This window comes from Saccharopolyspora elongata (assembly GCF_004348985.1).
In the GTDB taxonomy this organism is placed as follows: Bacteria; Actinomycetota; Actinomycetes; order Mycobacteriales; family Pseudonocardiaceae; genus Saccharopolyspora; species Saccharopolyspora elongata.
In genome coordinates, this window is sequence record NZ_SMKW01000012.1 from 103,985 (window position 1) to 124,010 (window position 20,026).

At 71.6% G+C, this 20,026-nt stretch carries 19 protein-coding genes; 9 read left to right on the top strand and 10 right to left on the bottom strand.

Annotated elements, in window-relative coordinates; all coding sequences use genetic code 11:
• Positions 1-114: 114 nt before the first annotated feature.
• Both E1288_RS11970 and E1288_RS11975 read left to right on the top strand, forming a co-directional pair.
• Positions 115-1,494 (top strand): pyridoxal phosphate-dependent decarboxylase family protein, encoded by a 1,380-nt coding sequence (locus tag E1288_RS11970; RefSeq protein WP_132484309.1) that lies wholly within the window; start codon positions 115-117, stop codon positions 1,492-1,494.
• A gap of 103 nt (positions 1,495-1,597) precedes the next feature.
• Positions 1,598-3,109 (top strand): alpha/beta hydrolase, encoded by a 1,512-nt coding sequence (locus E1288_RS11975; RefSeq protein ID WP_132484311.1) that lies wholly within the window; start codon positions 1,598-1,600, stop codon positions 3,107-3,109.
• A 49-nt stretch (positions 3,110-3,158) separates the two neighbouring features.
• On the opposite strand, the gene E1288_RS11980 is transcribed toward E1288_RS11975, so the two are convergent.
• Positions 3,159-4,634: a peptide MFS transporter gene (locus E1288_RS11980; protein ID WP_328592453.1), complete on the bottom strand. Its 1,476-nt coding sequence runs from the start codon at positions 4,632-4,634 to the stop codon at positions 3,159-3,161.
• A gap of 221 nt (positions 4,635-4,855) precedes the next feature.
• Between E1288_RS11980 and E1288_RS11985 the strand changes: the two genes are divergently transcribed.
• The 5 genes from E1288_RS11985 (at position 4,856) to E1288_RS12005 (ending at position 10,521) form a co-directional block, all read left to right on the top strand.
• Positions 4,856-5,419 (top strand): TIGR03086 family metal-binding protein, encoded by a 564-nt coding sequence (locus E1288_RS11985; protein WP_132484313.1) that lies wholly within the window; start codon positions 4,856-4,858, stop codon positions 5,417-5,419.
• Between the two features lie 179 nt (positions 5,420-5,598).
• Positions 5,599-6,936: a hemolysin family protein gene (locus E1288_RS11990; RefSeq protein ID WP_132484315.1), complete on the top strand. Its 1,338-nt coding sequence runs from the start codon at positions 5,599-5,601 to the stop codon at positions 6,934-6,936.
• Positions 6,933-7,973: a hemolysin family protein gene (locus E1288_RS11995; protein WP_132484317.1), complete on the top strand. Its 1,041-nt coding sequence runs from the start codon at positions 6,933-6,935 to the stop codon at positions 7,971-7,973. The genes E1288_RS11990 and E1288_RS11995 overlap by 4 nt, the downstream gene beginning before the upstream one ends.
• 112 nt (positions 7,974-8,085) lie before the next feature.
• Positions 8,086-9,609: a protein kinase domain-containing protein gene (locus tag E1288_RS12000; protein WP_235883500.1), complete on the top strand. Its 1,524-nt coding sequence runs from the start codon at positions 8,086-8,088 to the stop codon at positions 9,607-9,609.
• A gap of 36 nt (positions 9,610-9,645) precedes the next feature.
• A complete protein-coding gene (locus E1288_RS12005) occupies positions 9,646-10,521 on the top strand; it encodes a 3-methyladenine DNA glycosylase (RefSeq protein WP_132484319.1) in 876 nt (291 codons plus the stop codon).
• On the opposite strand, the gene E1288_RS12010 is transcribed toward E1288_RS12005, so the two are convergent.
• Positions 10,522-10,902 carry a winged helix-turn-helix transcriptional regulator gene (locus E1288_RS12010; protein ID WP_132484321.1) on the bottom strand — a complete coding sequence of 127 codons (381 nt, stop codon included), beginning with the start codon at positions 10,900-10,902 and terminating at the stop codon, positions 10,522-10,524.
• Between the two features lie 40 nt (positions 10,903-10,942).
• Positions 10,943-12,196 carry an MFS transporter gene (locus tag E1288_RS12015; protein ID WP_207954304.1) on the bottom strand — a complete coding sequence of 418 codons (1,254 nt, stop codon included), beginning with the start codon at positions 12,194-12,196 and terminating at the stop codon, positions 10,943-10,945.
• Between the two features lie 91 nt (positions 12,197-12,287).
• Here E1288_RS12015 and E1288_RS12020 point away from each other — a divergent pair, with 91 nt between their 5' ends.
• The gene (locus tag E1288_RS12020; RefSeq protein ID WP_235883501.1) at positions 12,288-13,250 is read left to right on the top strand and encodes an ArsR/SmtB family transcription factor; all 963 of its coding nucleotides are present in this window, start codon (positions 12,288-12,290) and stop codon (positions 13,248-13,250) included.
• Here E1288_RS12020 and E1288_RS12025 read toward each other — a convergent pair whose 3' ends face one another.
• On the bottom strand, positions 13,251-14,483 hold the full coding sequence (locus tag E1288_RS12025) for a Bcr/CflA family multidrug efflux MFS transporter (protein ID WP_132484323.1): 1,233 nt from the start codon (positions 14,481-14,483) through the stop codon (positions 13,251-13,253).
• Positions 14,484-14,621: 138 nt separating this feature from the next.
• Here E1288_RS12025 and E1288_RS12030 point away from each other — a divergent pair, with 138 nt between their 5' ends.
• Positions 14,622-15,203, top strand: coding sequence for a TIGR03086 family metal-binding protein (locus tag E1288_RS12030; protein ID WP_132484325.1), 582 nt, complete (start codon positions 14,622-14,624; stop codon positions 15,201-15,203).
• Between the two features lie 59 nt (positions 15,204-15,262).
• Here E1288_RS12030 and E1288_RS12035 read toward each other — a convergent pair whose 3' ends face one another.
• The 6 genes from E1288_RS12035 to E1288_RS12060 all read right to left on the bottom strand — a co-directional run bounded on the left by E1288_RS12035 (position 15,263) and on the right by E1288_RS12060 (position 19,964).
• On the bottom strand, positions 15,263-16,801 hold the full coding sequence (locus E1288_RS12035; protein WP_132484327.1) for a class I adenylate-forming enzyme family protein: 1,539 nt from the start codon (positions 16,799-16,801) through the stop codon (positions 15,263-15,265).
• 170 nt (positions 16,802-16,971) lie between these two features.
• Positions 16,972-17,751: an energy-coupling factor ABC transporter ATP-binding protein gene (locus E1288_RS12040; RefSeq protein ID WP_132484329.1), complete on the bottom strand. Its 780-nt coding sequence runs from the start codon at positions 17,749-17,751 to the stop codon at positions 16,972-16,974.
• Positions 17,739-18,506, bottom strand: a complete 768-nt coding sequence (gene cbiQ, locus E1288_RS12045; protein ID WP_132484331.1) for a cobalt ECF transporter T component CbiQ — start codon at positions 18,504-18,506, stop codon at positions 17,739-17,741. Before cbiQ ends, E1288_RS12040 begins: the two co-directional genes overlap by 13 nt.
• 76 nt (positions 18,507-18,582) lie before the next feature.
• Complete coding sequence (locus E1288_RS12050; protein WP_328592454.1) at positions 18,583-18,849, bottom strand: PDGLE domain-containing protein; 267 nt, start codon at positions 18,847-18,849, stop codon at positions 18,583-18,585.
• Positions 18,846-19,517 (bottom strand): energy-coupling factor ABC transporter permease, encoded by a 672-nt coding sequence (locus E1288_RS12055; RefSeq protein ID WP_132484391.1) that lies wholly within the window; start codon positions 19,515-19,517, stop codon positions 18,846-18,848. The genes E1288_RS12050 and E1288_RS12055 overlap by 4 nt, the downstream gene beginning before the upstream one ends.
• 177 nt (positions 19,518-19,694) lie before the next feature.
• Positions 19,695-19,964, bottom strand: a complete 270-nt coding sequence (locus E1288_RS12060; protein WP_132484333.1) for a HesB/YadR/YfhF-family protein — start codon at positions 19,962-19,964, stop codon at positions 19,695-19,697.
• Between the last annotated feature and the right edge of the window lie 62 nt (positions 19,965-20,026).

Consider the following 20,026-nt stretch of genomic DNA (forward strand, 5'->3'; position numbering starts at 1 on the left):
ACCGAGCAGTCCAGTCGATCCGGATTGGACCGCGCCGCCGCGCGCCTGCTTCGTTACGGTCGTGAGCGAGTTTTCCGGTTCTTACCGGATCAAACGCTCACGAAGGATGTCGCATTGCACCCGAAGCTCTCCGAAGACCTCGCCCGGTTGCCAGAACTGCTCGACATCGCCCGGCGATGCGCCGTCGAGGCGCTGTCCGGGGTCGCGGAGCGGCCTGCCGCCGTACCGCCCGCACCACCGAACCCTGCTTCGCTGCCCGATTCCGGCGTCGGCGCCGAAGCCGCCCTAGAACGGTTCCAGAGCCACTGGGCGCCGGGCTTCTCCGGCAGCGCGGGGCCCCGCTACCTCGGGTTCGTGACCGGTGGCGCAACCCCGGCTGCCGTGGCAGGCGACTGGCTGACCAGCACGTTCGACCAGAACGCGGCTGCCGGCGGCGACTCGTCGGCGCTGGACCTGGAGCGCGAAGCGACCGGCTGGCTGCGCGAGCTGTTCGGCCTCGGCACTGCGCACGAAGGCGCGTTCGTCAGCGGCGCGACGATGTCGAACTTCGTCGGGCTGGCGATCGGCCGCGAATGGGTCGGTGAGCAGCTCGGCGTGTCCGTGGCGCAAGACGGCGTGGCCGCTCTCGGGAACGTCCCGGTGCTTTCCGGCAGTCCGCATTCCAGCGTCTACAAGGCACTCTCGATGCTCGGCCTGGGCCGCGGTTGCGTTCGCGAGGTGGCCACGCTGCCCGGGCGGGAGGCGGTCGACGTCGATCTGCTGGCCGCCGAACTCGCCGCGCTCGACGGGCGGCCCGCGATCGTGGTGGCCAATGCGGGGACGGTCAACACCGTGGACTTCGACGACCTGCGGGCGATCGCCGGGCTGCGTCGGCACTTCCCGTTCTGGCTGCACGCCGACGCCGCCTTCGGGGGCTTCGCCGCGCTGTCCCCGCCGCACGCCGAACTGGTCGCCGGCATCGACGAGGCCGACTCGGTGTGCGTGGACCTGCACAAGTGGCTCAACGTGCCCTACGACAGCGCGGTCCAGTTCACCCGGCGTCGGGACCTGCAGGTCCGCGTGTTCCAGAACGCGGCCGCGTATCTGGGCCCGGTCACCGAGGAACCGGACTTCGTCCACCTCACGCCGGAGAACTCGCGCCGCCTGCGCGCCCTGCCGGCCTGGTTCACGCTCGCCGCCTACGGGCGGCAGGGGCACCGCGAGATCGTCGAGCGGGACATCGCGCTGGCCCGCGACCTCGGCGACCGGATCGCCGGGATGCCGCACCTGCGGCTGCTCGCACCGGTGCGCCTCAACGTCGTCTGCTTCACCCTCGCCGACGATCCCACCGCCGAGCGAGTCGGCGCACTGGCCCGCTCCGTCGCCGGATCCGGGGAAGCGTTCCTCACCCCGACCGTCTACAAGGGAACGCCCGGTCTGCGCGCGGCTTTCAGCAATTGGCGCACCACCGGGGCGGATGTCGGTCGCGTCGCCGCCGCCCTGCGGGCCGGCTGAACCGGAATCGGCCGGGGGACGCGGACTTTCGCTGCCGGGTGTGGAACCGGGCCACCGATTACGCTCCGCCCTGACCCAGGTTCCACTCCACGAGGAGACGCCCGTGAAGCGTTCGATCGCGCTCGGCCTCGCCGGGGCCGCGGTGCTGGCCGGCACCGTGGCGCCGGGAGCGGCCGCCCAGGCCGCGCCCGGCCTGCAGTTCGGCGCGTGCCCGCAGGACATCAGCCAGCCCCACCCGCAGCTGCAGTGCGCCAACCTCGACGTGCCGCTGGATTACGCCGCGCCGAACGGCGAGAAGCTGCAGCTGCTGATCGCGAAGTCCCCGGCGCGCAAGCCCGAGGCCCGGCGCGGCTCGCTGCTGATCAACCCCGGCGGCCCGGGCGGGCCGGGGGTGGCCTTCGCCGGCACGCTGGGCGGTCGGCTGCCCGCCGAGGTGCTCGACGCCTACGACCTGATCGGGTTCGACACCCGCAACTCCGCGCACAGCACCCCGATCAGCTGCGTGGACCCGGCCACCTACTGGCGGCAGCCGCTGCCCGACCCGGACTCGCCGCAGACCCGCGAGCAGAACTGGCAGCGCGCCCAGGAGTACGCCGACGGGTGCGCGCAGCGGGCCGGCAAGTACCTGCCGCACCTGAACACGCCGACCAACGCCCGGGACATGGACCGCATCCGGGACGCGCTCGGCGAGCAGAAGATCAGCTACCTCGGGTACTCCTACGGCACCTACCTCGGCGCGGTGTACGGCCAGCTGTTCCCGGAGCGCGTGGACCGGATGGTCCTGGACAGCGTGGTCAACCCGGACACCTCCGAGGTCTGGTACCGAAACAACCTCAACCAGGACATCGCCGCGCAGCGGCGGCTGGGCGGCTACTTCGACTGGATCGCCCAGCACGACCAGGTGTTCCACCTCGGCACCGACCGCGGCCAGGTGCAGGCCGCGTGGGACGGCATCCGGGCCGAGCTCCGCAAGGGGGCGCGCGGCGCGCTCGGACCGTCGGAGCTCACCGACATCACCTTCGGCGCCCTCTACGGCGAGAGCAACTGGAAAGGCCTCGCCGAGGCGGTCGCCGACTTCCGCCTCCGCGGCGATGACCGCAAGCTCGTCGCGCAGGTGTCGGCGAAGGACGCGGCGGCGGAGAACGGCAACGCCATCTACAACGCCGTCGAATGCGCGGACGCCCCGTGGCCGACCCGCCGCAGCGAGTGGGAGCGCGACTCCGAAGAGCTGGCCGCCGACTACCCGCTGGCCGCCTGGTACAACAGCTGGACCGTCGCGCCCTGCCGGGTGTGGCACGCTCCTCGGCAGCAGCCGCTCAAGATCACCGGTGCGGGGCTGCCACCGATGCTGGTGATCAACTCGGAGCACGACGTCGCGACCCCGTACGCGGGTGCGGTGGAAATGCACCGGTCGCTGCCGTCGTCGGTGCTGGTCACCGAGAAGGACGCGGGCAAGCACGGCGTGTGGGCGATGGCCGGCAACGCCGAGGTGGACCGGATCGGCACCGACTACCTCCTCCGGGGCGCGCTGCCGAGCGGGAACGTCACGGTCGCGGGCCACGCGAACCCGGACCCGGCGGCCCCGGAGAAACCCCGCACCCTCGACCTGCGCTGAAAAGAGGCCGGCCCCGGGATCACCGGGGCCGGCCTCTTTTTCGTTCACATCAGTTCACGCCGTGCATGTAGCGCTTGATGCTCTTGGAGCCGAGCAGGAGTAGCACCGCGCAGCCGATCGTGGCCGCGCCGACGATGCCGAAGTAGACCGGCTGGTTGTCCACCGAGTACAGCTTCACCACCTGGGCGCCGAGGCCCTGCCCCATCGCCGGGGCCAGGAAGTACAGGCCCATGGTCTGGGAGGCGAAGACCTTCGGCGCCAGCTTGGTGCTCGCCGACAGGCCGACCGGCGAGAGCATCAGCTCACCGAGGGTCATGATCACGAACACCAGCGCGAGCATGATCGGCAGGTGCTTGCCGTCGCCGGCGACGAACTTCGACACCACGACCCACAGGAACGAGACGCCGACGAAGAACAGGCCGCCGACAAACTTCTGCGGGGTCGACGGCTGCCGCTCCCCCAGTTTCGTCCACAGCAACGCCATCAGCGGCGCCAGCACGATGATCGCCAGCGAGTTGATGGACTGGAACCACGACGCCGGGATCACGAACCCGAGGATGTTCAGGTCGGTGTCCGCCTCGGCGATGTTGGCCAGCGAGTTCGGCTGCTGCTCGAAGAGCAGGAAGAACAGCGCGGTCGCCAGGAACAGCGGGATGTAGGCGATCAGCCGGTCCCGCTCGATCTTGGTGATCTGCTTGCTGGAGAGCATCACCGCGAAGTAGATGACCGGCAGCACCGCGGAGATCAGGCTGATCACGTTGACCAGGCCGTCCAGGCCCATCACGCCGCTCACCGACAGGCCGACCAGGACCACGATGAACGCCAGGCCGATGCCGATCGCGCGTCCCAGCACCCGGCCCTTGTGCCCGGCGGGCAGCGGGTTGACCGGTGCCAGCCCGGCCGAGCCCAGGTTCTTGCGCCCGAGCTGGTACTGGATCAGCCCGAACGCCATGCCGACGGCCGCCGCGCCGAACCCGACGTGCCAGCTGACCTTCTCGCCGAGGGTGCCGACGACGAAGGGGGCCAGGAACCCGCCGAGGTTGATGCCCATGTAGTAGATCGAGAACCCGGCGTCGCGGCGCGTGTCGTGTTCGCTGTAGAGCCCGCCGACGAGGCCGGAGATGTTCGGCTTCAGCAGCCCGGTGCCGATCACCAGCAGCACGAGCCCGAGCACCACCGTGGCGATGCCGCCGGGCAGGGCCAGGCTGATGTGGCCGAGCATGATCACGCAGCCGCCGTAGAACACCGCACGTTGCGCGCCGACTACTCGGTCGGCCAGCCAGCCGCCGAGGATGCCGGTCATGTAGACAGAGGCGCCGTAGACGCCGACCACCGACAGCGCCGTCGACTCGGGGATCCCCAGGCCGCCCTCGGCGACCGCGAAGTACAGGTAGTACCCGAGGATCGCCCGCATGCCGTAGTAGGAGAACCGCTCCCACATCTCGGTGAAGAACAGCGTCGACAAGCCGCGGGGGTGACCGAAGAAGCCCCTCTGCGGTGCGTCCGCAACCGTGGGTGTGCTCACGATCACGTCCTCTCGTTTGTGACCTGGCGGCGGTAGCCGCTCGAAGAAACCTGCGGCAGGTTACGTCTCGCCCCAGTGGCCCAGACCACCGGGGCGTAAACCCGCCTCGCCGCGGATGCCACGAGCGCCCCCGACCAGCCACACTGGACGCGTGGCCAGGGATTCCGCCGCCACCTCCGGGCGCCCCGTGACCGATTTCACAACGCTCATCGGGAGAAATCATGCAGCTGCAGGACGCCCACCGCAGGGCCATGGCCGAGTTCGACACCAGGGTGGGGCACATCGGCGACGACCAGTGGGACGCGCCGACGCCGTGTACGCGGTGGAGCGTCCGGGACCTGCTCGGCCACCTGGTGTCCGAGCAGCTGTGGGTGCCGTGGCTGCTCGACGGCGCCACTTTGGACGAGGTCGGCGACCGCTTCGACGGTGACGTCCTGGGCGCCGACCCGGTCGGCGCGTGGCGGGAGGCCGCCGCGGCGGCCCGGCGGGCGTGGGACGAACCGGGCGCGACCGATGGCGAGGTCAACGTGACCGGCGGCGTGATCCCGGCGCAGGACTACGGCTGGCAGATGACGCTGGACCTGGCGGTGCACGCCTGGGACCTGGCCCGCGGCATCGGCGCCGACGACCGGCTGGACCCGGCGCTGGTGACCGCGGTGCACACCGTGTTCGCGCCGCAAATCCCGGCCTGGGCGGACATGGGGATCTTCGCCCCGCCGCGCCCGGTGGCCGCCGACGCCGATGAGCAGGCCAAGCTCCTGGCCCTGCTCGGTCGATCGAGATGATGTTGGCGCGGCCGGACCGGTCCAGACCCCGTATACTGGCGTCGTATTTTTCCGAATTTCTGTCTAGGAGTGACGTCTTCAGTGCCTGCGGCACAATCCCCCGAGGGCAGTACCGAGCCGGGACATAGTCCCGGCTTTCCGAATCTGATGGCCGGTTTCCCCGCCCGGGGTGATCGGTGATGGAAATCCTGCTGGCCGTTCTCGGCCTCGTCTTCGTCGGCATCCTCACGCTGGGCACCGGATTGGCGGTCGCCGCGGAGTTCTCGCTGACCTCCCTGGAACGCAGCACGGTGGACGCGCACGTCCGCCAGGTCGGCGACCGGCGCGCGCGGGCCGTGCAGAAGGCGCACCGGACACTGTCGTTCCAGCTCTCCGGCGCTCAGGTCGCGATCACGCTGACGACCCTGATCACGGGTTACGTCGCCGAGCCCTTGATCGGTGAGCTGATCCGGCCGGCGCTGATCGCGCTGGGGCTGCCCGGCGAGGCCGCCGGGGCGGTGTCGCTGACGCTGGCGATCCTGCTGGCCACCACGCTGTCGATGGTCTTCGGCGAAATGGTGCCCAAGAACCTCGCGATCGCCCGGCCGTTGCCGACCGCACGCGCGGTTTCCGGTTACCACGCCGGGTTCTCGCAGGTCTTCCGCTGGCTGATCGACGCCATGAACAACAGCGCCAACTGGGTCGTGCGCCGCTTCGGCATCGAACCCCAGGAGGAGCTCCGGTCGGCGCGTTCGCCCGACGAGCTCGGCTCGATCGTGCGCTCCAGCGCCGAGCACGGAACGCTGGACTCCGCGACCGCCCAGCTGATGGACCGGTCGCTGCGCTTCGGCGACCGGACCGCCGAGGAGCTGATGACCCCGCGCGTGCGCGTCGAGTCGCTGACGGTCGACGAAAGCGTGCTGGACCTGCTCGACATCGCCCGCCGCACCGGGTTCTCCCGGTTCCCGGTGCACGGCGCCGACCTGGACGAGGTGCACGGTGTCGTCCACGTCAAGCAGGCGTTCGGCGTGCCCGCCTCCCGCCGCGCGACGACTCCGGTGGGGTCGCTGGCCCGGCCGGTGCCGACGGTGCCGGAGACGCTGGACGGAGACGCGCTGCTGAACCGGCTGCGCGGGTCCGGGCTCCAGCTGGCCGTGGTGGTCGACGAGTACGGCGGCACCGCGGGCATCGTGACGCTGGAAGACGTCGTCGAGGAGATCATCGGCGACGTCCGCGACGAGCACGACCGCCGCGAGATCGCCGCCGTGCGCCGCGCCGGCGATGGCACCTGGATCATCTCCGGGCGGCTGCGCCCGGACGAGCTCGCCGAGGCCACCGAGTTCGCTGTGCCCGACGGGGACTACGAGACCGTCGCCGGTTTCGTGCTGGCCCGGCTGGGCCGCATCCCCGAGGTCGGCGATCGCCTCGACCCAGATGGATGGGAGCTGACCGTCACGCGGATGGACCGCCACCGCATTGCCGAGCTGCGGCTCACCCGACAGCCGGCGCCCGCCGAGGCCGTGGAGGAAGTCCGATGAGCGACGGTTTCGCGATCGTCCTCGGTGTCGGTCTGCTGCTGCTCAACGCGTTCTTCGTGGGCGCTGAGTTCTCGCTGCTGTCGTCCCGCCGGGACCGGCTGGAGGCGCTGCTGGCCCAGGGCAAGAGCCGGGCCAGTATCGTGATCAAGGCGAGCCAGGAGGGCTCGCTGATGCTCACCAGCGCCCAGCTGGGCATCACGCTGTGCTCGCTGGGGCTGGGGCGGCTGGGCGAACCCGCCGTCGCCCACCAGCTGGAGGTGCCCTTCGCCGCCCTCGGCGTCCCCGAGCCGGTCATGCACGCCGTGGCGTTCGCGATCGCGCTGGCGATCGTGGTCGTCCTGCACGTGCTCGTCGGCGAGATGGTGCCGAAGAACCTGGCGATCGCCGAGCCCGAGCGCCTCGCGCTGTGGCTGGTGCCGCCGCTGGTCGGGTTCGTCACCCTGGCCCGGCCGCTGATCGCCGTGTTCAACATGCTGGCCAACGCCGTGCTGCGGCTGCTGCGGGTGGAGCCCAAGGAGGAACTCGACACCGCCTACACCTCGGCGGAACTCGCCGAGCTCCTGGTGGAATCCCGCCGCGAAGGCCTGCTGGAGCAGTCCGAGCACCGCAGGCTGGCGCAGACGCTGTCGTCGGTGGAGCACACCGTGGCCGACGTCCTCGTGCCGCTGCCGGACCTGACGACGCTGCCGCAGCACCCGGCACTGGGCGATGTGGAGCGGGTGGTGACCGAGACCGGGTTCTCCCGGTTCCCGGTGCGGGGTGATGACGGTGCGCTGCGCGGCTACCTGCACGTCAAGGACGTGCTGGACCAAGCCGGGCACGATCCCTCCACCCCCATCGCGCCCGGTCGCATCCGGCGGCTGCCGACGGTGCCGGTGGGCGCCCTGCTCGACGAGGCGCTGACGTCGCTGCGCCGGGCCGGGAGCCACCTCGCCGTGGCCGTCGGCACCACGGGCGAACCCGTCGGCGTCGTTGCCATGGAGGACCTCGTCGAGGAGTACGTGGGCACCGTCCGCGACGCCACCCACGTGCACTGACGGCCGCGCGTCTTCCGGGCTGCCGCCGCGGCCCGGAAGACGCGGTTCGGCAACCGTGGCCATTGGCCGATTTGTCACCCATTAGGGTCACGGTGTGCGAGATGATCGGGTCGTGGCTCACCATCAACAGGTCAGCACCGCCCCCCGCGTCATCGGCGGCCGGTACCGGCTGGAGGGCACCATCGGCCGCGGCGCGATGGGTTACGTCTGGTCCGGCACCGACGAGCTGCTGCAGCGTCCGGTGGCGGTCAAAGAGCTCCGGCTGTCGCCCGGCATTCCCGAAGAGGAAGCCGCCGAGCTGCGCGAACGAGCCCTGCGCGAGGCGCGCTCGATGGCGGTGCTCAGCCATCCCAACGCCGTCATGCTCTACGACGTCGCGCGCGATGGCGAGCAGCCGTTCGTCGTGATGGAGCTGGTGCGGGCGCAGAGCCTGTCGAGCGTGCTCAACAAGCACGGGGCGCTGAACCCGCACCAACTCGCCGTGCTGGTCGACAGCGTCGCCGCGGCCCTGCAGGCGGCGCACCAGGTGGGCATCGTGCACCGCGACGTCAAGCCCGGCAATGTGCTGCTGGGGCGGCACGGCCAGGTCAAGCTCGCCGACTTCGGCATCTCCCGCAACGCCGCGGAATCGACGCTCACCCGCACCGGCGTCCTGGTCGGCACGCCCGCCTACCTGGCGCCGGAGATCGCGATGGGCCGCTCCCTGGGGCCGTCCGCCGACCTGTGGAGCCTCGGCGCGACGCTGTTCGCGGCGGCCGAAGGCCGGCTGCCGTACGACACCTCCGGCGACCCGCTGATCACCGTCAGCTCCATCGTGCACGGGCCGGTGCCGCAGCACCGCCAGAGCGGCCCGATCGGCGAGGTCATCAGCGGCCTGATGATCAAGGATCCCGAGCGGCGGATGCCGCTGCTCGAGGTGCGCCGCCGCCTCCAGGACCTGGCGCGCGACGCCGGGGAGGCCCCGTTCGACGCCCTGCTCGACGCCACCGAGCCCGCACCGCGCACACCCACCCACCCGGGCACCTCGTCGCAAACCCCGCCCACCGCGCCGGTGAACGCGCCGAAAAGCCGGAACGGGCGCCGGGCGGCGGTCGTGGCGGGCGGGCTCGCGGTGCTGCTCGCGGGCGCCGCCGGGGTTGCCGGTTTCTACGCCGGAGTCGCCGAACGCCCGAGCGGAGCCCCGGGCGTGGCGCCGCTGGAACCGACGTCCGGGCAGGTTCCCAGCACGTCCGCCTACCGCATGATCGAGGCGGAGTCCTTCCAGACGGAGTCCGGTGGCGTCGCCACCGACAAGGAGGGGCAGGTCAGGTTCATCGGGCCGATCGACAACGGCGACGGGGTCCTGTTCCGGGGCATCGACTTCGGCCCCGAGCCTGCGACCCAGGTTTCCGCGCGGCTGCGGACGTGGGCCGACGACGGGGTGAGGGCGAAGATCGAGGTCCGGCTCGGCGGCCCGAAGGGCAAGATCGTCGGCAAGATCAACGTGTCGTCCGCCGTGGACGGCCAGGAGTGGAAGGAGGTGCCGTTCGACCTGCTGGAGCCTGTGAGCGGCAGGCGGGACGTGTACCTGTCCTTCGCCTCGGACGGAGGCGGGAACTTCCTGGACCTCGACTGGTTCAAGTTCTTCCGCCGCTGACCGCCCCCGCACCCGCCTCGACTACCCTGACCGGCGATGATTGTGCTGTCTGAGCAGGACTGGCGCGCCCGGCAGGCCGCCCACCGGGAGCGGGTCGCGCGCTGGACGCAGCCGCACCGCCGGCGCCAGCACGAGCACCGGAAGCACCCCGTGCTCGACTTCCTCTTCACCTACTACTCGTTCCGCCCGGCCCGGCTGGAGCGCTGGCAGCCCGGCGTCGGCGTCGCGCTGGCGGGCGGCGAGGAGTTCCTGGCCCGCCGGGGCTTCGCCGAGACGCCGGAGGGCGTCGCGCTCGATCCCGCCGCGCTGACCGAGAAACGCCGCGCCAGCACCGAATTCGTGCTCGGGCTGCTGACCGCCACGGCATCGCGGAAGGCCCGGCTCGACTGCTTCGGCCTGCACGAGTGGGCCATGGTCTACCGGACGCGACCGGAAGAGATCCGGCACACCGGGTGGCCGCTGCGCCTCGGGCACGACGGCACCGACGAGGTCGTCGAATCGATGCCGATCAGCTGCACGCACCACGACGCGTTCCGGTTCTTCACCCCGCAGGCCCGTCCCCTCAACGCGCTGCAGCCCGAGCGCGCCGACCAGGTCCGCCTGGAACAGCCGGGCTGCCTCCACGCGAACATGGACCTGTTCAAGTGGAGCTACAAGCTCGAACCGTTCGTGCCCGCCGAGCTGGTCGCCGACTGCTTCGAACTGGCCGTGCGGGTGCGCGAACTGGACATGCGCGCCAGCCCGTACGACCTGCACGAACTCGGCTACGAGCCGGTTCCGGTCGAAACCCCCGACGGCCGCGCCGACTACGTCCGGTGGCAGCGCGACTTCGCCGCCGAGGCCGCGGTCCTGCGGCAACGGCTGATCGACACCTGCCGCGAGGTCCTCGACTGGGCGGCGCAGCCGGTGTGATCACCCCTGGTCGGCGGCGGCCCGCGCGGCGAGGATGCGGTTGACGTTGCGCTCGGACCAGTCGGCGATCGCCTCCACCGGCCCGCGCAGCGAATGCCCGAGGTCGGTCAGCTCGTAGGTCACCCTCGGCGGCACCTCCGGGTACACGGTCCGGATCACCAGTCCGTCGCGCTCCATCGCGCGCAACGTCTGCGTCAGCACCTTCGGGGCGACCCCGCCGATGCCGGTGCGCAGCTGCGTGAAGCGCAGCGGGCCGTCGGACAGCAGCGTCACCACCAGCACCGTCCACTTGTCCCCGATGCGGTCCAGCACCAGGCGGGTCGGGCAGTTCGGATCGGTCAGATCCCCGCGCTTGAGGATGCTGTCCTCACTGGTAACCACCAGATACCTATAGCACGGCCGAGAAGTCGGTTACAACTGGTTACCGGCGTGCCGGAACGCGCGGCTCCGTAGGCAGCTCCCGCAGGAAGCGCAGCGGCGAGCAGAAGACGACGAGCCAGCTCACCGCGAAGACGCCCGCCGAGACCCACAGCACCGCGCGGACGCCCACGAGTTCGCCGAGCACCCCGGCCAGCACGGAAGCGACGGCGAGCGCACCGGTCAGCAGGAACCGGAACGTGGCGTTCATCCGGCCCATGAGGTGATCCGGCGTGGCGGCCTGCCGCAAGCTCACCGCGAGCACGTTCCCGATGCCGGCCTTCGCGGTGATCAGCGCCCACGCCACGGCCGCCGGCCACAACCACGAGCCGCTCCCGAGCAGCGGCACGAAGCACCCGGCGCAGCTGGCGACCGCCCCGGTGATCCACAGCGTCCGGCCGTGTCCGAACCGCTCGCCGAGCGCACGCGCGCCGATCGCCCCGGCCAGCGCACCGCAGCCGCCGATGGCGAGGAACAAGCCCAGGCCCCACTCGCTGATCCCGAGTTCCCGGACGAACAGGACCGGCAGGATCGTGAGGGTCAGCGTCGTGGCGAAGTTCGTCAATGCGCCTTCGACCGCCATGGGCCGCAACAGCCGGTTGCCGAGCACGTGGCGCACCCCCGCCGCGACGTCCGGCCACACCCGCGACGCTCGCGGCACCGGTGTGGTCACCCGCGCACCCCGGATCCGCCCGATGGCGACGGCCGCGCACGCATAGCTGATCGCGTCGAACGCGATCGTCACCGGCGCCGTGAGCACTGACACCAGCAATCCGCCGACGCTCCGGCCGACGATCTGGTTCACCCCGCGCATCCCCATCAACCGGGCGTTGGCCCGCACCAGCTGCGCCCGCCCCACGACTTCGGGCAGGAAGCTCTGGGCTGCAACCTCGGAGAACACGGTCGCGATCCCGCCGAGCAACGCGACCGCGTACAGCTGCGGCATAGTCAGCGCGCCCAGCAGCCACGCGGCGGGGATCGAGGCGTACACCACGGCGCGCACCACATCCGTGGTGATCATCACCGCGCGGCGGGGAAGCCGGTCCACCCAGGCCCCGGCGGGCAGCCCGACCAGCAGGAACGCGATGGTGCTGAGGGCGCCGACCGCCCCGACCTGAGCCGGGCCCGCGCCGAGCGCGAGGACGGCGGTCAGCGGCAGCGCGACGAAGCTGATCTGGGTGCCGAGGTCGCTGCCGCCGACGGCGGCGAACAGCAGCCGGAATTCCCCGGGCAAACGGTCGGTTCGGTCGTTGATCACCCGGCAACCATGGTTCTCACCCTGCCGGGTGACCACGAATTTAGACTGGGCCGAATCCACCACTGGGAGGCATCGGGTGCTCAGGATGACGATGTCCGCCGGTGACCTCGCCCGCGTCCGGTTCGCCTTCTCCCCGTTGTGGGAGGTCGCGGCCAGCGTGCGGGTACTGAAGGAGCCCGGTCGGCACCCGCTGCACGGCTCGTGGCGGGCCGCGGCCGAGCGGCGGCTGCAGCGCAGTACCGCCGACCTGTCACTGCTGTTCGACCTGGTGCCGACCCCGACCAAGTACCTGCCCGGATTCCTCGCGCCCACCCCGACCACCTCGCGGCCGACCCTGGCCGAGGAGCTCGAAGGGCTGCGGGCGGTGCCACCGCATTCGGTCCGGACGATGATCGAGAACGCCGGCCGCCCCGCGTCGGCGCCGGTCCGCCGGCTGCACGCCGACCCGGCCCGCGAACTGCACCGGCTGGCCGGGGTGATCGAGGGCTACTGGGACCGGGCGATCCGGCCGTGGTGGCCGGAGATGCTCGACCTGCTGGACCAGGACGTCCGGCATCGCGGCGCCCTGCTGGTGGAGGGCGGCACCACGCGGCTGCTCAACGAGCTCAGCCCCCGGGTCCGCTGGCACGACGACGGCCTGCGGGTGACGCACCGGTACTTCGCCGGCACGCACGCCCTGGACGGCCGGGGCCTCGTCCTGGTGCCGTCGACGTTCGTCTGGCCCACGGTCTTCTCCAAGCTGGAGCCGCTGTGGCCGGCGGCGCTGCGCTACCCGTCGCGCGGCATCGCCGAGCTCTGGACCCCGAAGCCGCGCACCGCGCCCGACGCGCTGGCCTCGGTCATCGGCAGATCCAGGGCCCTGCTGCTGGCCGAACTGTCCGCCCCGAGGTCGACCACGGAGCTCTCCCGCCGGACCCGGATGTCCGCCGGGAACGCCTCCCAGCACCTGACCGCCCTTCGCGACGCCGGGCTCGTCTCGGTGCGGCGGGAGGGGCGCTACGTGCTCTACAGCCGGACGGACCTGGCCGAGGCCCTGCTCGCCCGGTCCAGCTGATCAGCGCTGGGTGGTCCGCTCCTCCGCGCGGGCGCCTGTCCGCGCCTCGGCACGGGCGCGGCGGGTCAGCGCGAGGTAGACCACGACCGCGGACAGCGACAGGGCTCCCATCACCACGCCCATCGGCAGTGCCGTGCCGGTGCCCGCCGAACCCACCAGCGGCGCCGCGAGGCCACCGGCCAGGAACTGCATGACGCCCAGCAGCGCCGATGCGCTCCCGGCCGTCTCGGGGTGCCCGGACAGCGCCAAGGTCGTGGCGTTGGGGAACACCACGCCCATGCTCGACGCCACCAGGAAGAGCGCCGGCAGCAGCCCCGGCAAGCCCAGACCGAACGCGGCGGAGGCCGCCACCGCGACGCCGCCGACCGCATTCACGCCGAGCCCGATGGCCAGCAGCCGGCCCGGGTCGACCCGGGCCACCAGCCGGCCGTTGAGCTGCCCGAAGAGCACGATGCCCAGCGAGTTCACGCCGAAGACCAGGCTGAACAGCTGGGGCGACATGCCGTAGACGTCCTGCAGCACGAACGACGATCCGGCGATGTAGGCGAACATCGCCGCGAACGCCAGCGCCGCGGACAGCGAATACCCGACGAACGCCCGGTCGCCGAGCAGGCTTCCGAAGGTCCGCAACGTGCTGCCCAGGCTGCCGGGCCGTCGTGACTCGCCGGGCAGCGTCTCCCGCACCCCGAACGCGGTCGCCACCAGCAGCACCACGCCGATCGCGCCGAGCACCAGGAACACGCCGCGCCACGACGTCACCCGCAGCATCTGCCCGCCGATCAGCGGCGCGAGGATCGGTGCCAGCCCGTTGACCAGCATGAGCAGCGAGAAGAACCGCGCCATCGCCACGCCCGAATACAGGTCCCGCACCACGGCGCGGGCGATGACGATTCCGGCGGCACCGCCGAGTCCCTGCACCAACCGCAGCCCCGCCAGCGCGTACGCGGACGGCGCGCCCGCGCACAGCAGCGACGCCAAGGTGAACACCACCAGCCCGATCAGCAGCGGCCGGCGGCGGCCGAAGGTGTCCGACAGCGGCCCGGCGACGAGCTGCCCCAGGGCCAGGCCGACCGTGCACGCCGTCAGCGACAGCTGCACCTGCGACGGCCCGGCTTGCAGATCGCCGGCGATCGTCGGAAAGGCGGGGAGGTACATGTCGATCGACAGCGGGCCGAACGCGGACAGCGCGCCCAGGATCAGCACGTACTTCACCCTGCGCGGTTGGTCCCCCATGCGTTCGCCCCCGTGGTGCTCGATACCGACCGGTACCGTAACTCCGCGGCGCACCCTGGGCAGCGGGCGGGCCCACCGATGAGAATCGGCCACCGGAGCGGTCTACCCCACCAGAACGGACTGCGAAGGAGCCGCGAAATGACCGACCTGCCCGACCTCCGGCCGGCCGCCGAGCACCTGGCGACCCTGCTGGGGAACGTTGCCGACGACCAGCTCGGCGCGCCCACGCCGTGCACCGAGTACGCCCTCGGCGACCTGATCGACCACGTCAGCGGCCTGTCGCTGGCATTCACCGCGGCAGCCGCGAAGGACTTCTCGCAGACCGGCGGAGGACCGTCAGGGGACGCCACCCGGCTTCCCGACGACTGGCGCACCCGCATCCCCGCCCAGCTGACCGCGATGGCCGAAGCGTGGCGCGACCCGGCGGCCTGGGACGGCATGACGCAGGCCGGTGGCATCCAGTTGCCCGGTTCGGTCGCGGGCGCCGTCGCGATGAACGAGCTGGTGGTGCACGGCTGGGACATCGCGAAGTCCACCGGGCAGCAGTTCCGGTGCGACGCCGTGTCGCTGGCGTCGGCCCTGGAGTTCACGTCCGCGCGGGCAACCGAGGAGCCCAGCCCCGACAGCCCGTTCGGCCCGGCCGTCGAGGTCCCGACTGACGCCACGCCGCTGGACAAGCTCGTCGGCCTCACCGGCCGCAACCCGGCCTGGCAGCCATGAAGAACCTGTGTGCACTTTTGGCTGTTATGGCAACAAAAGTGCACACGGGTCCTGAGGGCTCAGCGGCCCCAGACGGGGTTTCCCCACTCGGTCTGCTCGCGGAGTTGGCGTTTGAGCAGCTTCCCTCCCGGATTGCGGGGCAGCGGCTCCGCGCGCACCACGAAGTACTGCGGCACCTTGAAGTCGGCGAGGCGATCCGCCAGGTAGGCCAGCGCGGCCCGCGGGTCGAACTCGCCGTCCGGCGGCGGCACCACCACCGCGCCGACCTTCTCCCCCATCACGTCGTCCGGCACGCCGACGACCGCCACGTCGGCGACGCCGGGCGCCCCGGCCAGCGCGTTCTCCACCTCCACCGAGTACACGTTCTCGCCGCCCCGGTTGATCATGTCCTTGGCGCGGTCGACGACGCGGACCAGGCCGTGCTCGTCGATGCTCGCCAGGTCGCCGGTGCGCAGCCAGCCGCCGGCGAAGGCGTTCGCGGTCGCCTCCGGCTTGTTCCAGTACCCGGCGACGATGTTCGGGCCGCGGATGAGCAGCTCGCCGACGCCGCTTTCCGGGTCCGCCGCATCCAGCGCCAGATCCACCACGGGCGCGGCGAACCCGATGGAGTCGGCGTGCTCGGCGGCCCACTCGTGCGGCAGGAACGTCGCGATCGACGACGTCTCGGTCAGGCCGAACCCGTTGCCCACGCGGGCCCGCGGGAAGCCCGCCTTGATCCGCTCGACCAGCGCCGGGGCGATCGGCGCGCCGCCGTAGTTGACCTGGGTGACCGCGCTGACGTCTAGGTCCGCGAACTCCGGCTGTGCCAGCGCCAGCGCGTAGATCGCGGGGACCGTGATGAGGGTGTTGATCCGCTCCTCGACGAGGGTGCGCAGGAACCGCTTCGCCTGGAAGTTCGGCAGCACGACGGTGGTGCCGCCGAGGGCGAGCTGCACGAGTAGCTGGGTGTTGCAGCCGGTCACGTGGAACAGCGGCACCGACACCAGATTGCGCAGCGCCGGGCCCTCGGCGCGGTCCGTGCCCATCACCCGCAGCGCGGTCTCCACATTGGACAGGAAGTTCTCGTGGGTCGTCATCGCCCCCTTCGGGAATCCCGTGGTGCCGCTGGTGTAGAAGATCGCCGCGAGGTCGTCCGGCGCCAGGTCGTCGACCGCGTGGGCCGGACCGTCGGGCAGCGGATCGCCGGGTCGCAGCACGTGCTTCGCGCCGGAATCCGTCAGCACGTAGTCGATCTCGGGTGCGGCGAACCGGATGTTCACCGGCACCGCGACCGCCCCAGCCAGCTGCGTGCCCAGGAATCCCAGCACCCAACCCACCCCGGCGGGCAGCAGGCTCGCCACCCGGTCGCCCCGGCCGATCCCGGCCGCGCGCAACCCGCCGGCGACGCGCGCCGCCCGGTCCCACAACTGCCGGTAGGTGAGCCGCTCGCCATCGACCTCGACGAGCGCCTCGTTGTCCGGGAAGCGTTCCGCCGTGGACCGGAACATGGTCACCAACGACGCGGGAAGGCCGGTGTAGTGCGCGATTCCACGGCTGTCTCGCCGGATTCCGGAGGTGTCGAACGGGGCGGCACCGCGCGGATGCGGTTCGATCGGCATCCCGCTCACCCCTCCCCGCACATCGGGCTCCTGCCCGGGTCGCCGGGATCTACCGGTCCGCGAACGGTTTCCACCGAACCCATCGGTGCCTCCTCGCCACGCTGCGACAGACCCGCTCACCCTCACCTCGCGAACCGGCGGGGTCAAGACGTCCGAAAGCCGGGATCGCCTCAGGGAACCCGGAATCCGTAGGGGAGTTCGAGTCGGTGCGCGGCCAGCAGCTCCGCGTCGGACAGCAGTTCCGCGGTGGGGCCGTCGGCGACCACCGCTCCATCGTCGATCAGCACGCTGCGCGGGCACAGCTGCAACGCGTACGGCAGGTCGTGGGTGACCATGAGCATCGTGCCGCCCCAGTCCAGCAGAACCTCGGCGAGTTCGCGCCGGGCCACCGGTTCGAGGTTCGACGACGGTTCGTCCAGCACCAGCAGCTCGGGGCGGCAGGCAAGCACCGCAGCCAGCGCGACCCGCTTGCGCTGGCCGCCGGAGAGGTGCAGCGGCGAGCGGTCCGCGTGCTCGGCCATGCCCACCGCGTCGAGCGCCGACCGCACGCGCTCGGCCAGCTCCTCGCCGCGCACCCCGAAGTTCGCCGGGCCGAACGCGACGTCCTCGCGCACCGTCGGCATGAACAGCTGGTCGTCGGGGTCCTGGAACACCAGCCCGACGCGACGGCGGATCTCCTTGAGGTTCCGCGAATCCACGGGCAGCCCGCCGACGTGGATGCTCCCCGACTCGGCCGCGTGCACCCCGTTGAGGTGCAGCGTCATGGTTGTCTTGCCCGCCCCGTTGGGGCCGAGCACCGCGACCCGCTCCCCGTGCTCGACGCGCAGGTCGACGCCGTTGAGCGCGCGGTGCCCGTCCGGGTAGCGGAACGCCAGCCCGGACACCTCCAGCGCCGGGACGGACCCCGGCTCGGTGGCGCGCTCCGGCAGGGGTTCGGTCAGGCGGTCCACAAGGCCACTCCCAGCACGACGGCGGCGACGGCAGGTGGCACCATGCCCAGCCACCACGTCGCCAGTGATGTCCGGCGCGACTCCCCCAGCTCGGGCATCGCGCCGCTCCAGCCCCGCGACACCATCGCCAGGTGCACGCGTTCGCCCCGCTCGTAGGAGCGGATGAACAGGCTCCCGATCCCGCGCGCGGTCGCGCCGAGCTGCCACAGGAACCGCGGATCGTGCCCGCGGCAGATGCGCGCGACCCGCATCCGCTTGGCCTCCGCGACGATCACCTCGGCATAGCGCAGCATCAGCGTGATGATGGTGATCAGCAGCCGGGGCGCCCGCAGCCGCTGCAGCCCGACCACCAGCTCCCTCGGCGCGGTCGTGGCGGCCAGCAGCACCGACGTGGCCAACCCGAGCGTGCCCTTGACCAGGATGTTCCAGCCCGCCAGCAGGCCACCGGTGGACAGCGCCAGGCCCGCCACCTCGGTGGTCGCGCCGCCCGCGGTGAACGGCAGCACCAGCGCGAGCACCACGAATGGCACCTCGATCAGCAGGCGACCGGCCAGCCAGCGCGGCGGAACCCGGGCCACCAGCACGAGCCCGAACAGCAGCAGCGCGTACCCGCCGAACGCCCAGAACACCTCGCGCGGCGTCGCCACCACGCACAGCACCACCAGGAAGGCCGCCACGATCTTGACCTCGGGCGCCGACCGGTGCAGGACCGAGTCGCCGGGCAGGTGCAGCGCGCCGGCGTGACCGGCTCCCACCGCTATTCGCCCCCGGCCCGGCGCCGCAGGCCCCAGAACAACCCTCCGGCGGCACCGAGCGTGACCACCGCGCCGATCACCCCGGCCACCCGGTCCAGCGGTCGTCGCCGCCGACGGTGTAGTCCGCCAGCGGGCCACCGGAGAACGCGTGGTCCTGGGCGTGCTGCGCGATGCACTGCCCTTCCAGTTGCTCGCCCTGCTCGGTCTCGACCACGGTGCAGCCGCGCTGCGTGACCGCGTCCAGCCCGTCCGGGTCGGAGTCCGCGAAGTAGGCCACGCCACCCGCGATGACGAGGATGAACAGGCCGAAGACCAGCAGGAAACGCCGACGTGGGGCACTCATCGCACGTTCTCCTCCGTCCGCTTCCCGGTCCGCAGCAGATGGACCAGGTCCGGTCGGGCGGCCGCGACGGCACCCACCGTGGCCGCCGTGATCACGCCCTCGCCGATGCCGATCAGGCAGTGCACCCCGACCATCGCGACCGCGGCCGTGCCGAGGCCGAAACCGGCCGCGCCGCCGACCGCGTACTCGAGGACGAAGCCGCCGGAGGCGGCGACGGTGTTCACCCAGGCCGCGACGAAGGCGGTCACCAGCAGGCCGGTCCGGCTCCGCCGCGCGAAGCGGCGCAATGCGAGGGCGACGAGGTAGCCGGCGGCGGTGCCGATCAGCGCCATGTTGGTGATGTTCGCGCCCAGCATGGTCAGCCCGCCGTCGGCGAACAGCAGCGCCTGCACCACCAGCACGATCGCCACGCACAGCGCGCCGACCCACGGCCCGGCCAGGATCGCCGCCAGCGCCCCGCCGAGCAGGTGCCCGCTGACGCCGGGCAGCACCGGGAAGTTGATCATCTGCGCGGCGAAGACGAACGCAGCGACCAACCCCGCCATCGGCGCCGTCCGGTCGTCCAGGTCGGCCCGCGCCTTGGTCAGCGCGACCGCCAGCCCGGCTATCCCCACGGCCGCGAACAGCACCGCCGTCTGCGCGTTGAGCAACCCGTCGCTCATGTGCATGGCGAGCGTGGTGGTCGGCACGACGGGCTCCCTCCTGACCGGAACAGCTGCGCATCGAGAGTAGTTGCCGCAATACCGCAATCACCAGTAGCTGGCAGGAGGCCTAGATCGCAGTCCGGCGAGAAAAAACCGTCGTCCCGGGCATAACACCCAGGACGACGGTTCGAGTCCGTTCGGTCAGTCTCGGACGGCCAGCGCCAGTTCGCCGTTGGAGTCCCGCTCGGCGTCCAGCACCTTGTCGCCGAGCAGCTCGGCGACCTGCGGTTCGAGGAACACCCGCACGCCGGATACCTCGACCACCTCGTCGCCCGACTGCGGTTCGGCGGCGATCGACGCCTGCAGTCCTTCGCCCGCCGGCGCAATGCGCAGGCCGGAACCTTCCGGAGAGTCGCCGCCGACGAGGACGAGCTTGATGACCTCTGCGGCGCTCTCACTGATGGTGAGCATTGTGCTCAACCCCTTCTCCGAGCCGGTCGGTTTGAAGGGGCCACCGTGTCATCAGCCGCCGC

Excerpts from the sequence above, each read along its gene's own strand:
- E1288_RS11985 (WP_132484313.1), top strand. The coding sequence starts at position 4,856 with ATGCAGCTGCAGGACGCCCACCGCAGGGCCATGGCCGAGTTCGACACC.
- E1288_RS11990 (WP_132484315.1), top strand. The coding sequence starts at position 5,599 with ATGGAAATCCTGCTGGCCGTTCTCGGCCTCGTCTTCGTCGGCATCCTC.
- E1288_RS11995 (WP_132484317.1), top strand. The coding sequence starts at position 6,933 with ATGAGCGACGGTTTCGCGATCGTCCTCGGTGTCGGTCTGCTGCTGCTC.
- E1288_RS12005 (WP_132484319.1), top strand. The coding sequence starts at position 9,646 with ATGATTGTGCTGTCTGAGCAGGACTGGCGCGCCCGGCAGGCCGCCCAC.
- E1288_RS12020 (WP_235883501.1), top strand. The coding sequence starts at position 12,288 with ATGTCCGCCGGTGACCTCGCCCGCGTCCGGTTCGCCTTCTCCCCGTTG.
- E1288_RS12025 (WP_132484323.1), bottom strand. The coding sequence starts at position 14,483 with ATGGGGGACCAACCGCGCAGGGTGAAGTACGTGCTGATCCTGGGCGCG.
- E1288_RS12030 (WP_132484325.1), top strand. The coding sequence starts at position 14,622 with ATGACCGACCTGCCCGACCTCCGGCCGGCCGCCGAGCACCTGGCGACC.
- E1288_RS12035 (WP_132484327.1), bottom strand. The coding sequence starts at position 16,801 with ATGCCGATCGAACCGCATCCGCGCGGTGCCGCCCCGTTCGACACCTCC.
- E1288_RS12050 (WP_328592454.1), bottom strand. The coding sequence starts at position 18,849 with ATGAGTGCCCCACGTCGGCGTTTCCTGCTGGTCTTCGGCCTGTTCATC.
- E1288_RS12055 (WP_132484391.1), bottom strand. The coding sequence starts at position 19,517 with ATGCACATGAGCGACGGGTTGCTCAACGCGCAGACGGCGGTGCTGTTC.
- E1288_RS12060 (WP_132484333.1), bottom strand. The coding sequence starts at position 19,964 with ATGCTCACCATCAGTGAGAGCGCCGCAGAGGTCATCAAGCTCGTCCTC.